At 44.2% G+C, this 14,570-nt stretch carries 9 protein-coding genes; 7 read left to right on the top strand and 2 right to left on the bottom strand.

Annotation, left to right across the window (positions count from 1 at the left end):
* The first annotated feature begins 164 nt into the window (after positions 1–164).
* The 7 genes from JXR81_10655 (at position 165) to JXR81_10625 (ending at position 10,299) form a co-directional block, all read left to right on the top strand.
* Positions 165–851 carry a hypothetical protein gene (locus JXR81_10655; protein MBN2755302.1) on the top strand — a complete coding sequence of 229 codons (687 nt, stop codon included), beginning with the start codon at positions 165–167 and terminating at the stop codon, positions 849–851.
* Positions 848–2,224, top strand: coding sequence for a leucyl aminopeptidase (locus JXR81_10650; protein ID MBN2755301.1), 1,377 nt, complete (start codon positions 848–850; stop codon positions 2,222–2,224). The genes JXR81_10655 and JXR81_10650 overlap by 4 nt, the downstream gene beginning before the upstream one ends.
* Positions 2,221–2,766, top strand: a complete 546-nt coding sequence (locus JXR81_10645) for a hypothetical protein (GenBank protein ID MBN2755300.1) — start codon at positions 2,221–2,223, stop codon at positions 2,764–2,766. Before JXR81_10650 ends, JXR81_10645 begins: the two co-directional genes overlap by 4 nt.
* A 213-nt stretch (positions 2,767–2,979) precedes the next feature.
* Positions 2,980–6,309, top strand: coding sequence for a hypothetical protein (locus tag JXR81_10640; protein ID MBN2755299.1), 3,330 nt, complete (start codon positions 2,980–2,982; stop codon positions 6,307–6,309).
* A 22-nt stretch (positions 6,310–6,331) separates the two neighbouring features.
* Positions 6,332–7,333 carry a hypothetical protein gene (locus JXR81_10635; protein ID MBN2755298.1) on the top strand — a complete coding sequence of 334 codons (1,002 nt, stop codon included), beginning with the start codon at positions 6,332–6,334 and terminating at the stop codon, positions 7,331–7,333.
* 19 nt (positions 7,334–7,352) lie between these two features.
* Positions 7,353–9,626, top strand: coding sequence for a PilT/PilU family type 4a pilus ATPase (locus JXR81_10630; GenBank protein ID MBN2755297.1), 2,274 nt, complete (start codon positions 7,353–7,355; stop codon positions 9,624–9,626).
* 13 nt (positions 9,627–9,639) lie between these two features.
* On the top strand, positions 9,640–10,299 hold the full coding sequence (locus JXR81_10625) for a M50 family metallopeptidase (protein MBN2755296.1): 660 nt from the start codon (positions 9,640–9,642) through the stop codon (positions 10,297–10,299).
* A 10-nt stretch (positions 10,300–10,309) separates the two neighbouring features.
* Here the strand turns inward: JXR81_10625 and JXR81_10620 are convergent, their stop codons facing one another.
* Both JXR81_10620 and JXR81_10615 read right to left on the bottom strand, forming a co-directional pair.
* Complete coding sequence (locus JXR81_10620; protein ID MBN2755295.1) at positions 10,310–12,007, bottom strand: hypothetical protein; 1,698 nt, start codon at positions 12,005–12,007, stop codon at positions 10,310–10,312.
* Positions 12,008–12,020: 13 nt separating this feature from the next.
* Positions 12,021–14,405: a T9SS type A sorting domain-containing protein gene (locus JXR81_10615; GenBank protein ID MBN2755294.1), complete on the bottom strand. Its 2,385-nt coding sequence runs from the start codon at positions 14,403–14,405 to the stop codon at positions 12,021–12,023.
* Between the last annotated feature and the right edge of the window lie 165 nt (positions 14,406–14,570).

Genomic DNA, 14,570 nt, shown 5'->3' with positions numbered 1-14,570 from the left:
GCAAAATCAGACCCGCCAGAAACCACCCTTGGGTAACCGGGGATTCTTGGCAGGCTGTACTTTGAAAACCGGACATTTCTATTTTGCGTTGACACTGCACGCAGAACACACTTTACAAAAGAAATCTTTCTGCTATCATTGAATATGTGTAATAAGGAGGAAATATGGGATTAAATACAAGGCTTACGGCAGTGGCTTTTGAGGCAATATTTATACCTGTAAAAATAGATGAAAAAAAGATAAGGGCGCTTTTTGACCGTATTTCTGATTCTCACGGCATTAAATCGTTTGGAAGAATGCCGGACGGCGCAATTGTAATGCAGGGAGGGGAAGAGTCCAATCTGTCCAAGTATATAATAATGAAAGACAGGGCTGTTGTTTCTTTTGAACAGTGCGCCAACAGCCTTAATTATTATATGAGCCTTATTGACGATTTTTTTGACCTTTTCATAAAAGAGACCGGTATCACCCTTTGTGTTGCTGCCACCGCTACAATTAGAAGGACAGGGACAATTCAGGGGGAGGCCGATTCAAGGGAGTATATTTTAAGAAAAGCTTTCGGGATGAGCGATAAAAGGCTTGGCCCTTTTAAAAGGCCGCTGCATATTTTTGGGACAAGGATTTTTTTCCCGGCGCTGCCCGATGACCCCGCCGCTTATGATGTTAAAATAGAAAATTCGTTTGAAGATGTAAGGATGCTGTTTCTTGAGAATAAAGGGGTGTTTGCCGCGCCGTTTGACATTAAGGCGGACAGGCCGCGCCTGACAAAAATAATAGAGCTTACGGATAAATTTATTGAAGAAAAAGTGGGCAGTTTTATTCTTCAGTTTAAAGCGGAGGAAAAGTTATGAAATTTGAAGCTGTGCTTAAAGGCGCGGGAGAGGTTAAAGCTTCCCTGACGGCGCGTTTTGTTACCGGTGAAATGGAATTTAAAAAAAAGAGGATTGATTTTGAAAACGAAGCGCGTATTTTAAAGCTGGGCGCGGGCGACGGGGCAAAATTTACCGCTGAAATGGCGCGGGAACTTGGCGCGATGGCATCGGTTGAAGTAAAAGCCCAGGGGCTTGACTCGCTTGCGCTTTCACTGGAAGGGATAGGCCCGAAGTTTGCGGAAGCGGCCTGCGAAGGCGCTCTGCTTGGCGCTTACACGTTTGATTCCTTTAAGTCAAAAAAAGATAAAAATACTTTTGCAAAAATAACAGCATGTTGCGGTATAGCTGAAGAAGCTGCCGCGAAAAAAGCGCACATAACGGCGCAAAATGTAATACTTGCGCGCGACCTGGCCAATTCTCCTCCTAACAGCGCGACTCCTTCGTATATTGCCGCGGCCGCGAAAAAAGCGGCGGGTAAAAAAATCACAGTGTCTGTTCTGGATAAGTCCGATCTTAAGAAAAATAAAATGGGCGCTTTTTACGCGGTGGCTCAGGGTTCTGAAGAACCGGCAAAACTTGTGATAATGGAGTATAAGGGTAATAATAAAAACGCAAAACCGCTTGTATTTATAGGTAAAGGCATTACGTTTGATTCGGGCGGCATATCATTAAAGCCGTCTTTAGGAATTGAAGAAATGAAATATGACATGAGCGGGGCAGCCGCTGTAATAATGGCCGTCAAAGCCGCGGCAGAGCTGGAGCTTAAAATTAATATCACCGCGCTTATGCCGCTTACGGAAAATCTTCCTGACGGCAAAGCGTATAAGCCAAGCGATGTGCTTACAACTATGTCGGGCAAAACCGTGGAGGTAATTTCCACTGATGCGGAAGGAAGGCTTGTGCTGTGCGATACGATGACATATGCCATAAAAAAATACTCTCCGGAAGTAATGGTGGATATTGCCACTTTGACCGGAGCTTGTTCTGCCGCTCTTGCAAGTAACGCGGCGGGTGTTATGGGAAATGACCCTGATACAATCGCGCTGTTAAGAGAGTGCGGGGAAATAACAGGCGAGCGTTTGTGGGAATTTCCGCTTTGGGAAGAGTACAGGGAGATGATTAAAAGCAAGACAGCTGATATTAAAAATACCGGAGGCAAAAGGGCGGGAGCGATAACGGCAGGGATGTTTTTAAAGGAGTTTGCGGAAGGCGTTAAGTGGGCACACCTTGATATTGCGGGAACGGCATATAATATGGAAGGAAAAACATACGCGCCTGAAGGGGCATCCGGTTTTGGTTTAAGGCTGCTTTTAAAGTTCGCGGAAAAAATGGCGGAGGGGAAACAAGTATGAAAAAAGTATTGGTTTTTGTAACTGCTTTAATGTTGTCTGCTTTATCTGTTTTTGCCGAAGAGAAAATGCCGTACACCGATAAAATCGCGCTGGGAATTGACGTATTCAAAAGCAAGGCGATAATGCGTTTCTGGCAGGGCGATAATTTTGCCATAGATGCTTATGCCGGGCTTTCTTACAGGGACGCCACGACTGTATCATTAGGCGGAGGGGTGGCGCTGCCTGTATTTAACGCGGCGGATGTTTACGGGTATTTTGTCGGCGGCGCGGGATTTGGATTGACCGCTTATTCAGATACGTGGCTTACTTCCACAGGTATAAGTTTTGGAATAAACGCGGGAGTTGAATTTGAAGTGTTTCTTACCCCGCTAAGCAAAAATTTAAGTATTGCAAGCGCTGTGGGTATGACAGCGGGAATGACAAGGACGGAAAACAAGATAACAATACCCGGCGATGAACATACGGATGTTGAAAATGAATTTTATTTTGGTCTTGCTGAAGGCGCGGCGGTTAATTCGCTGATTATAAGGTACTATTTTTAAAGAAAGCTGAATTATAAAGGCGGCGGGTGTTAATCACCTGCCGCCTTTTTTTATTTTAACCGCATAGCATTAATAAATAAAGGCGAAAAAAGAAATGGTTAAATCAAAAAATTAACAAGGGCTTAAAAATAATACTTTATATGAAGTTGACAACACAAAAGAATGTGATATTATATATTATTAAGAACGCATTTTCAGGTTTAGGAGGATACTTTGCAAAATATCTCAAAAAGGTTATTTTTTTTAGTATCTCTATTTGTATGTTTAGCTGTTATTCCCGCCAATATCAAAGCCGCATATGTGATTTCATCCCTTGATTTTACCGTTTCCCCGACTGCCGGAAATTATGGCAGGATAGGAAGTGATGTTAAATTTCAGATGATGGTAATAGATACAACGCAGACATACGCGTCATTATCCGCTGTTTCCGTGACGGCAACGGATATCTATGTGTATTCGGCGGCATTGCCTGTTTCCGGGCCTACGGTTGCCAATCCTTTTTATGTGTATGACGGAACGCGCACGTGGAGGGTGACAGGTTATTCACCGAACCCCAATAATTCATCGCAGAATACTTTAAGGCTTAATGCGGGTAATATTCAGGCCGGCACTTTATCAAATGATTATATGTCTCTGGAGTACGCTGTTTTCACCGCGGCAACAGGCGTGCCGGTAACCGGCGGAAACGCGTCAGTAGACATAGCGCAGTCTGCTGTGGGTATAGCTTTATTTGACGACGGCAACCTGGCGCTTCATAATGACGCTGTTCTTAATAACGGTATTTATAACTGCATATTTACTGTTACAGAGGCTTATAATTTTGACCTGTCCGGAGCAAATGTTAAAGGGCATTTTAATAAGAACTTTACCAAAGCGGGCAATGACCCGTTTACCGCGCCAAGAAATATATGGCTTGATTCTATAAGGCCTTCAATCAGCATTCCTGACGCGCATCCGAACCCGTATAATCCAAACACCGGGCTGTTTCAGCTTTTTTATTACCTTAACGAAAAAAGCACGGTTAACTTTAATATTTATTATAACAGCGTTACGGTTAAAACTATGGTCCTTGACGGTGTTTCCGGATATAACGCGCCTATTTTGTGGGACGGTAAAAGTAATACGGGCACACTGCAGGCGGACGGTGATTTTTCATATTCGTTCCTGCTTACAGACTATGCGGGTAACACCACAATTACAAAAGCGGCCGCGCTGAAACTTACCACTGTGGAGCTTGAAACCACAATTTATTCCATTGATTCACATTATTCCAACCCTGCTGAACCGCAGGTGGCGGCAATTATTGTGGTTAATCATGAACTTACAAATGCAACGCCTGCCAATCTGCAGAACCTTGGATTTAATTATCCGGAAGTTGCCGGGGTTGATCACGATTACAGGAATTACCCGTATGTATACCTTGATACGCGCCTTTATGACAGCGCGGGGAATATGATAGTAAAGTACTCCGCTGATAAAAATGAACTGATTGACACAGACCCTGTTTATGTAAATACAAGTTTTCCGAATCTTGGCGACGGCCTTCCGATGACGGGCTTTGGTTTTTCCTATCTTCCTGGAAATCCATGCGGGTATCCTGAAGGCACTGTTTATGCAAGGGGAGATGCTATAAATGGCAATGACTGGGATGCTGCTTTTATAAGCCCGCTTACTTATCAGGGCGGCGGAAGATTTACGGGCACTACAAATATCTATGTGTTTAATGATGTTGTTGAATCCGGCATATATTCTTTCAGCGCCAAGGGCATTCTTGTCGGAAAGTCGCTTGGGTTAAAGCCCGATTCCGAAGTGGTGGAAGAAAGTGTTATATGCAGCGACGGCATGGGCGGTACCACAACCGCGCTGTATAAATATTATGAATTCCATGCTTTTCCAAGTTATTTCTTTGATGATACGGTAGGCCAGATTTCGGATGAAAGGGGCTATGGGCTTGCCTCTTTACAGGATACCGCAAGTTTTATGGTGGAAGCCGACGGTACTGTGCCTTCCGCGGACAATACGCCGCCTGTCATTATTGCTTCTTCGGAATACCCTTCGCAGAATGAAATTGTTCAGCCGTATACTATAACGGCGCAGAACCCCGTAAGAATAATGCTTACAGACGCGGGCGTGGGCGCGGGGCCGGAGAACCTTTCAACTTTTATTTTATATAACCCTTATGGGACGCGCGTAAGCGGTAAAGTGACGTGGAGCGGTTCTAATGATGACGGTTCCTGGACCATAAAGTATGAACCGGATAACCCTATAACAATGGGCGGCCTGTATTCTTTTATGGTAATACCGGTGGATGCGGCAAATAATATAGGTGAGGCAAAAACATTCAGTTTTACAGTGGCGGACACATCAATACCATACGTGCCAAATAACGGCGCGACCGTGCAGTCTTCAACCGGTTCCACGCTGGCGTTGTCCGATTCCACATCAACACAGGTTAATTTTGTTGTGTCTAAAGTCAGCGCGGTAATACTTTCCGGCGGTACATCTTTGGTTGACTGGGATGCCACAACGATAGTGGTTAAAGATGCAAACGGCAATAATGTCCAGGGTTCTGTATCGCACGTTTCGGGGACCAACATAATGTCATTTACCCCGTCGGTCAGCCTGGCAGACGGTAATTATACCGTTAATATCACCGCGGTATCGGAAAACGATTATCCCGGCGCTTATTCGTATAATTTTTATGTAACAACGGCAAATGTCACATACGTTAATATTACAGGGCAGGGAGAGACAAGCGACACCTGTATGAGAATAACGGATTTACAGCAGCCCAGCGCGGGTTTAACCGATAATAGCGGTACGGTAGTATCTCCGACGGCTGTTACGGTATCAATTGTGTCCGCGCCCGCGCCTCCCGCTTCAAACACAATATTGGGCAATCCCATAAGTTTCGCGCTGAATTCTCCTCATCAGCTTCCGCTGACAATAAATCAGCAGATGGCAAACGCGGTGGTAAGGCTGCATTTTTCAACTGCGGAAATCAATACGCTGACCGCAATCGGCATGGACGAAACAAATATAACAGTCTGGAGATGGGACGGCAATGTCTGGACGCAGGTGGTAAACCCCGGTAATGCCATTACCAACGGTACAGACCATTATTTTGAATTTTCTGTCACGTCCATTACGGCTAACAACGTATTTGCCCTTATGTATGTCACACCGGCGGTTCCGCTGGCTACCTATAAGTTTTCAAGTACAAAAGGTTTCAATCCCGTTAAGGAAAGTTCAAAGATATATTACGCGGATTCCCTTGCAGGGGTTGAAAATATTAAAGCGGAAGTTTACAGTTTAAACGGAGCCCTTGTAAGAAAAAGCGAATACAAAAATTCATCAGATACCGCGCTGTTTACGGGATATGACCTTAACCCTTACGGCGCTGAAGTGAAATATTATTACGCGTGGGACGGCAAGAATGATTCCGGCGCGTACGTGAAAAACGGCGTTTATGTGATAAAAATGCAGATTGAAAAAACATCGGGTAAAGAGAATATTTCAAGGGTTATAGCGGTAATTAAATAACCCGGGAAGAGGTTAAAAATAGATGAAAAAGAAAATTGTATTTTTTGTATTTGTCATATTCTTATCCGCGTTTGGATGCGTTTTGTCTGCGGCGCAGTCGGATTTTCTGGGCGGCGCTTTTCTTGATTCACAGGCAGGGACAAGGCCCACAGGGCTTGCCGGCGCTTATACCGCGATAGCGTCGGACGGCAATGCTTCGTGGTGGAATCCCGCGGCGCTTGCGATGCTGGACAAGAAAAAAAGCATGAGCTTAACTTATGTGCCGTCAATGCTGGGCATAGGCGAAGGCAATATTTCAAACTTCTTTGCCGCTTACGGGCAGGGTGACACCGGCGGTTACGGAGCTCTGGGGGCAAGCATCAGTTACACTTCGGTTAAATTTGGAGCGGAGTTCACCGGCGATACGGAACTTGACTGGTCGGAGCTTACAGCGCTTTTATCATGGGGGATGCAGGTAAACCAGTATTTTGGAATGATAAAATATAAATACCCCAAGGTTTCTGTAGGTGTTAACCTTAAATATCTTGGCAATAACAGTGATTTAAAAGTGGACGGCAAAACGGTAAGCGCGTCAGGTTTTGCCGCGGACGTTTCCGTACACGCCGCTTTTAAAGAAAATCTTGCGGTGGCGTTTACCGCAAAAGACATACTTTCACAGCTTACATGGAGCAGCGGACTGGCTGAAAAAGTGCCGTACTCCTTAAGGTTGGGCGCGTATTATGGAATAACCGCGGATTTTTTACTTGCAGGCGAGATAAAAGCTGATGAGACTTCCAAAGGTTCGCCGGAAATAAGCGCGTATTCCGGCGCTGTTGAATATGGATTTATTCTGGACCGCTCAATGCAGGTGCAGAAAGTGGCAATAAGGGGCGGTATTACGGTTGATCCCAATAATGATTTTTACATAATTGCCGCGGGAGCAAGCGTGGAAATGGAAACTTTTTCGGTTGACTATGCTTATCAGCACTATCTGAACGTGATGCTTGAAAACACGCACAGGTTCGGCGTAAGCATGACCTTTTAAATAAAATAAGGGAGCTTTACTGATGAACCTAAGGGACTTGCTCCATTTAATGATACAAAAACGTTCGTCTGACCTTCATTTAAAAGAAGGCAGGCCGCCTATCATGAGGGTTGACGGCAGGCTTACCCCCCTTGAAATGGAAATACTATCAGCCGCTGATATGCGGGAAATAATTCAGACAATGACAGATGAAAAAACCCGCAAAAAATTTGAAGAAACCAATGAAATGGACCTTGCGTACAATCTTGAAGGTGTGGCCAGATTCAGGGCAAATGCTTTCAGGCAGATGGGCAAACTTGAAGTTGTAATGAGGGCAATTCCCATAAAAATTCCCACACTGGAAGAATTAAATATGCCTCCTGTTCTAAAAGAGATAGCCCTTTATCCAAGGGGGCTTGTGCTGGTCACCGGTACGACAGGAAGCGGAAAATCCACATCGCTTGCCGCCATGATTAACGCCATAAATGAATCTTATTATCATCACATTGTTACAATAGAAGACCCCATAGAATTTGTACATACGGATAAGCGTTCCAGTATAACTCAGAGAGAAGTCGGGCTTGATACGGATTCTTTTGGAAACGCGCTGCGTTATGTTTTAAGGCAGGATCCCGATGTTATATTAATCGGCGAAATGAGGGACATGGTAACGGTGGGTACAGCCATTTCCGCCGCAGAGACAGGGCATATGGTTTTTTCCACGCTTCATACTATGGATACGATACAGACAATAAACAGAGTGCTTGATTTTTTCCCCAAAGAACAGCAGGTGCAGGTAAGGTCGCAGCTTGCAGGAGCGCTTAAAGCCGTAATTTCCTTAAGGCTTGTTACAAAAGCGGACGGCGTGGGGCGTGTTCCGGCCGCCGAAATTATGATAGTGACCCCGACAATCAGGGGGCTTATTGAAGAGGGCAGATTTGGGCTTATCAAGGATCTGATTAAAGACGGGGAAAAAGACGGCCTTCAGACTTTTGACCAGTCGCTTATACGGCTGTACAAGCAGGGTTTAATTACGATAGACGAAGCAAAAAAGAACGCCACTTCGCCGCAGGAACTTGACCTTGCCATGAAAGGTATTACTTCAAGCAAATCATCCGCGCAGTCCATACTTGATACAATGATGAAGGAGCAGGGCGGTAAAGAGCAGGCATCCGAACTAAAACGCGGAAAGCAGCTTTTAGATGCCGGTAAATTCGGAGAGGCCCATTTGGTATTTGAAAAACTGCTTTTAAAATTTCCCGATAATAAAGAAGCGGCGGAAAATTTAAAAGCGGCAAAAGCGGGATTAAATTCCGAACAGCATCAGGAAAATGTAAGGACTATAATTAACGAAGGGATGCTTATTTATAAGAAAGGAAATATAAGGGGGGCCATAGTAAAATGGCAGGAAGGCCTTGGGCTTGACCCGGGAAACGTACAGCTTAAATCGTACATAAAAAGCGCGGAAGAAAACATGGGGCGCGCCGCGCAGATACCGGGTATTCTTGAACAGGGTGTGGAAATTTATAAAACAGGAAATATAGAAGCGGCAATTGAAAAATGGCAGGAAGTGTTTAAACTTGACCAGAATAACATGCAGGCAAAGACATATATCGCAGGCGCGCGGCACAAGGCTGCCGAACTTAAACTTAAACGGGAAACGGAAGGGTTATATAAGCGCGGGATGGAAGAAAATGACAAGGGTAATCCTATAGAAGGCCTGCTTTATCTTAAACGGGCGCTTGACCTGAAACCTGATTCAAAAGAGATAAATGAGAATTTTGAAAAAGTAAAATCAATACTTTTAAGCGAAAAGTTTGGGAATGACGTGGAATCCGAAGTGGCGGCGGAAGCTTTTAAGTTCTGTATTGAAAGCCTCTCCGCTGAAGATTATCTTGGGGCTGTAAAAGAAATTAAAAAAGTTATTGAAAAAAGGCCCCTGGACAAAAAAGCCAAAGATTACCATGAAAGGATAAAGAACTGCTTTAAATCAAGGCTTGAAGAATTGCATGAAAGTGTTGAAGAAGCTTATAGCGCAAGGGACCTCTCAAAAGCCATGTCTTTATCGCGGAAAATCCTTAAAATGGACCCAAGCAGTGAATTTGCCCTTAAGTATATAAAAGATTTAAAACCTGTGATAGAAGATGAAGTAAAGAAGATTTATTCGGAGGCAATGGAACTTTACGGCAGGGGTTCTTTGAAGGAATCAAAGGAAAAACTTGAAGCCATACTTCTGCTTGACGCGGAAAACAGCACGGCTAAAAAAAGGCTTGAAGAGATAAATCAAAGGCTTTCCGCCATCGGCGGAGTGTGACAGTAATTTAATAATGAAAAACAGAATAATCGCATTCCCTCTGACCGTTATTTCCATAATCCTGTGTTTTCCGGTTACGCTTGCGTTTACGGATATTCTTAAAAACCTGACGATAAATTCACGGATTGAATTGGGATTCTTTATAGGTTTTGCGGTTTATCTTATTATTCATATTGTGTTTTATAAACCGGTATTTATCCACGTTATGGCGCATGAACTTACGCATATTTTCTGGGCTTTTCTTTTTGGGGGAAAAGCAAAAAAACTTGAAGTATCCGCCAGCGGCGGAAGGGTGCTGATAAACAGGACAAATTTTGTAATAACACTGGCGCCGTATTTTTTCCCGCTGTACACTTTTATATTTCTGGGGGTTTATATAATAGCCAAAGAGCGGTATCTGCCGTACATTGCTTTTTTAATAGGAGCCAGCCTGTCTTTCCATATAGCCCTTACCCTTTATTCCATGAAGACCGCGCAGAGCGATTTTCATGAAGACAGCAATATATTTTTTTCGCTGTCTTTTGTGTATCTGATGAACATATTTGTTATTGCGCTGATATTTTCCCTTTTGTCTGAAAAGGTAAATTACCTGGAATTTCTAAAGGATATTCCCGGTAAATTTGCCTATATGTATAAAGCGGCAGCGCGTTTTTTCGCGGCTTTTGCCGGCTGAAACTTAAACGTTACCAGCCCAGTTCCTGCTGCTGTAACTTCTTAAATTCTTCCGCTATCTTTTTAATGTTATTTTTAGCGTCCGTATTTTCAGGGTCAATTTCAAGCAGCTGCTGCCACGTTTTCATTGATTCCTGAAATTCCCCTTTTGTGTACTGCAGAACCGCTTTGTTGTAAAGCGTTGAAATGGTTTTTTCGCGTTCAGACTTCTGTTTTTCCGCTTTGACTTCAACTTTACGGATTTTTTCCTGCGCGCTTTTTATGTAATTATATACCTGGCGCTGAAGCGGGGAGGCTTTTATAACTTTGTCCCACTGTTCAATGGCATCCGCGTAATTTCCGGCCGTATACTGGTCAAGGCCGGCGTCAAAGTTTTTCTGGATTACAGCCCGATTTTTCTGTTCCTGAACAATATTTTCCTGCCCCAGTTTTCTTACTATTTCCTGCGTGTCGCGGAATTTTTTCCATGCGATACTGTTGTTGGGGTCCAGGTCCAGAATGCTTTTAAGCGATACCATGGCGTCAATATACAGTTTGTCTTCTATAAGTTTATCGGCTTCCACAAATAATGATGACAGTTGTTTTCTTCTTGAAAGCCCGGCAATTTCCTCTTTCTTTGCGGTGAAGAACGCGTTTGAGGGTTCCCATGCCAGCGCTTTTTCAACGGATGCCGCGGCGGCTTCATAGTCCTGTGAATACAAAGCTTTTTCCATATCGGTTTTGAGGGTCTCAAGGGTTTCTGTTTTTATTTTTGTCACAAGTTCAGACCTTAATTTTTCTTTCTGGTCTTTGATTCTGTTTTCGGCCGCCCTGATATCATCGCCGAAACCGCATGACAGCACAAACCTGTGCGAAAAATCATACGGCATTTTCACGTACGCGTAATCCGCCGTAAACCCAAAAAGTGTTATTGAAGCGCCCGCGGAAAAGCCCTCTGAATTTATTCCGCCTGAAACAGAACCTATTCCATATGCCGAATATGACGCGCCTGCCGACCACTGCGTATCGGGGCTGAATTCTTCTTTTGAAAGGCCGGCTGTAAGCTGAAGCCGCCCCCGGATATCTTCTATTACGGGTATTTCATAACCCAGTGAAGCGCGGTACTCCAAAGGAAGGGTATCTGACGATGAAGAATTGTACGAAAGGACAGGTTTGACAATATTTATAATACCTGCGGCAAGGCGTATATCGTATGGAAGTTTTACAAGCGCCCCCAAATCCAATCCGTATCCTGACGCGGATATGCCGTAAAAATCATGGTTTAAATACTTTACGGTCACGCCCGCGCTGTAATTGTGAAAAAGGGTATAAGCGTATGACAGCAGTACTGATTTATATGAATCGCTGAATTCGCCTGTTACTATGTTGTTTATATCGCGTTCTTCTATTTTTCCGGCGTCAAGCAGAAGCCCGGATATGGAAACTGTGCCGGCTTCTAAAAGAGGCAGCGCGTAAGAAACAGCGCTTATGTAAGAACCTTCAAATAGATTATAAAAAGAAAGTGATACAGACTGTCTTTCCAGCAGCGCAAGGCCGGCAGGATTAACAAAAGAAGAAAAAGCTTCTTTGGAAAAAGCCGCGCCGCTTTCGGAAAGGGAGGAGTTTTTGGCGCTTATGTCATTAAAGAATGACAGGGTGTTGGAAAAAAGCGACGAAGGCAATATAGCAAGTATTATTAACGCAGGAACGATAAGTTTTTTTGTTTTCATGTTTGACTCCCCGTTATTTTATTAACGTTATTTTTTTGGTTTCGGTCCTGGTCTTTCCGCCGGACACCGCTTCTATTTTGGCAAGATATGTGCCTGCCAGCACCATTTTGCCGTTGTTGTCTTTGCCATCCCAGAAGTCTGTTTCACGGGCGCCCGCGGGCAGTATGTTATTTTCCATTATTGTCCTGACAACCCGTCCCGCAAGGTCGTATATTTTAATAGTGACTGTTGAATCGGAATTAAGATAAAAAGAAAGCAGTGCTTTTGTCCCCGGCCTGAAAGGGTTGGGGTATGTTGAAAAAGACAGCTTTTCAGCCGTGCCGGCTATGGTGCCGGTGCCGGAATTCATGGGGAAAGACTGTCCGGTTACGGCTGACACTGCAACCGGTTTTGAAGGGTCGCTGAACTGATAGACTCCTATTCCGGAAGCGTTAAGCACAAAGTTTATATTTCCGGCTGCCGCGTTTGTTTTAATATCGCCGGTAATTGTGATTGTTGTTATTGCGGATGATGTTAAAGGCAGAGGCGATGAAAATGGTATGTATATAGTGTCTGATGAAGGCGCTGTTATCTGGGCTGAATCAGAAACTGAAGGGGAATAGACTGAAGTTCTGATTACGGACAGGAAAGAGTCCGCGATAACCGGGCTGCCGTTTATATCGCGCGCGGTAAGCGTGATGCCGTAAGCCATTATTGTGTTGCCTTCCCCGAATGAAAGCGGGGATGAAAGCGATACGCGCATTATCTGAACGCCTGTCTGTCCGGCATAAATTGTTTTTGGCATCAAAGCTTCCGCGCCGGCTTTAAGTGAACTGGAAAGCAGAGCGGAAGGCGATGTGTAAACCGATGTAACTGATGTGACAGAAGCCGGAGAGAATGAATTTATGTCGCGCGCCAGAATATCTGTACCCGCGGTGATTATAATTTTAAAATCATCCGCGGCTGTTGAAGAACTTATATTGGCCCTTACTGTTACTGTGGCCGAAGACGCTGACGGAATTCCAATTGCGTTAATAAGAGGGATGTTTATTATGTTTCCGGAAGATTCAATTGTGGAGTCTTTTATGCCGTAAATAATCGTCCCGGAAAGGTCGGTTACAGATATCTTTGAAAAAAGAGAGGAAGGTACAATGGGGGCGCCGGAATTATCTGCCACCTGCAGTTTCAGGTTATAAACCTGTCCTGAAGCCGTAAGTGAGTTGCCGGGGTTGTTAAGGATTATTTTTACAAGCGGCACGTTGACCTGGCCTTCGTTAATGGTAAGCGGGATTATATCGGTAAATGAAGCTGTTATTTCGCCGCAGTTTTTCTGCAGTGTGGCAAAGTTTGAATGCATGGGAAAACCGGTTGAATCTGATGCCGAAGCCGCAACCGTGACGTTTTTTAGTGTGTAAAAATCATAAGCAAGGAAAGAAGACGGCTCGTTAAGTGAAATGATAAAGTTTGTACCGGCGGTCAGGGTTGATGAAACCGCGCTTATTACCACGTTTGCGGTAATGGTTGTTTCCGCCGGAATGTTAAGAAGTGAAAGCGGTATTTCAACCGGGCTTGCAGAAGACGGTATTGATAAGCCTGATACCGAGCCGTAAACCGTGCCGGAATTTTTGTCCTGAAGTTTTATTGACTGAATGATTGTTGACGGGGCAAGCGTGACACCCAAAGGCGAGAAAGTCTGAACGGTTAAAGTAAGGCCTGCGGCAACTATAGGCGCGGAATTTGGCCCTGAAGCGTTATATAGTTTAAAGGAAAAAGGTATTATATTTTCCTGGCCTGTTGAAACGGAAGGCTGCATTGAGCCCGCTTCGTGCGTTATTTCCAGAGTTTCGGCAGGAGTGGTTTGGGTTATAAGCATTACAGGCGGTGAAACGGGAAGGGAATTTATATCGGATACCCCTGAATTAAACGCAATGCTTTCGCCCTGAAATTCAACGGTACCCTGGCCCGGCGATGATGAGATATCAACTGTCACCCATAATCCTGAATTATCTGACACGACAAAATTAAAACTGCCATACCACCAGTTATTGTTTCCTGATGTCTGCGTTAAATCCGACAACAGTGTACCCACAAGTACCGCGGAGTCCGGATCAAATTCAGAAGCGTCAACAGGCATATACCACAATTTAACGCTGTTTGACGCGATTGAATCCGGTTCTACGGCAGAGCCTATATACCAGCTGTCTTTATAATTTTCAACTCCGAAATATGTAAGCGTATCACCCTGCGCGTCAGCGTTTATTGTCATATGAAAGACAGGGTTTTTAACGCTTGTTGCCTGCAGATACTTTCCGGCGTAGCCGTAGTTGTGAACGTTAACAGAGGTTACGGATGAATAAATTAGAAAAGGAAATGACAGAATCAGAATTAATGAAATAAGCCGGCGTGTTGTTTTCACCATGAATGCCTCCCTGGAATGCTTAATTATTATACTTAATTATAAAAGAAGGGATATTAAAAGTAAAGAGAAATGATATTTTATGTCAACGCAAAATAGAAATGTCCTATTTTCTGCAAAATAGAAATGTCCGGTTTTCAAAGTACAGCCTGCCAAGAATCCCCGGTT

This window comes from Candidatus Goldiibacteriota bacterium (genome assembly GCA_016937715.1).
Lineage (GTDB): Bacteria > Oederibacteriota > PGYV01 > PGYV01 > PGYV01 > PGYV01.
This window is presented reverse-complemented; position numbering and strand designations above follow the sequence as displayed.

Coding starts and splice junctions, on each gene's coding strand:
- JXR81_10620 (MBN2755295.1), bottom strand. CDS start 12,007: ATGAAAACAAAAAAACTTATCGTTCCTGCGTTAATAATACTTGCTATA.
- JXR81_10625 (MBN2755296.1), top strand. CDS start 9,640: ATGAAAAACAGAATAATCGCATTCCCTCTGACCGTTATTTCCATAATC.
- JXR81_10645 (MBN2755300.1), top strand. CDS start 2,221: ATGAAAAAAGTATTGGTTTTTGTAACTGCTTTAATGTTGTCTGCTTTA.
- JXR81_10655 (MBN2755302.1), top strand. CDS start 165: ATGGGATTAAATACAAGGCTTACGGCAGTGGCTTTTGAGGCAATATTT.
- JXR81_10615 (MBN2755294.1), bottom strand. CDS start 14,405: ATGGTGAAAACAACACGCCGGCTTATTTCATTAATTCTGATTCTGTCA.
- JXR81_10635 (MBN2755298.1), top strand. CDS start 6,332: ATGAAAAAGAAAATTGTATTTTTTGTATTTGTCATATTCTTATCCGCG.
- JXR81_10650 (MBN2755301.1), top strand. CDS start 848: ATGAAATTTGAAGCTGTGCTTAAAGGCGCGGGAGAGGTTAAAGCTTCC.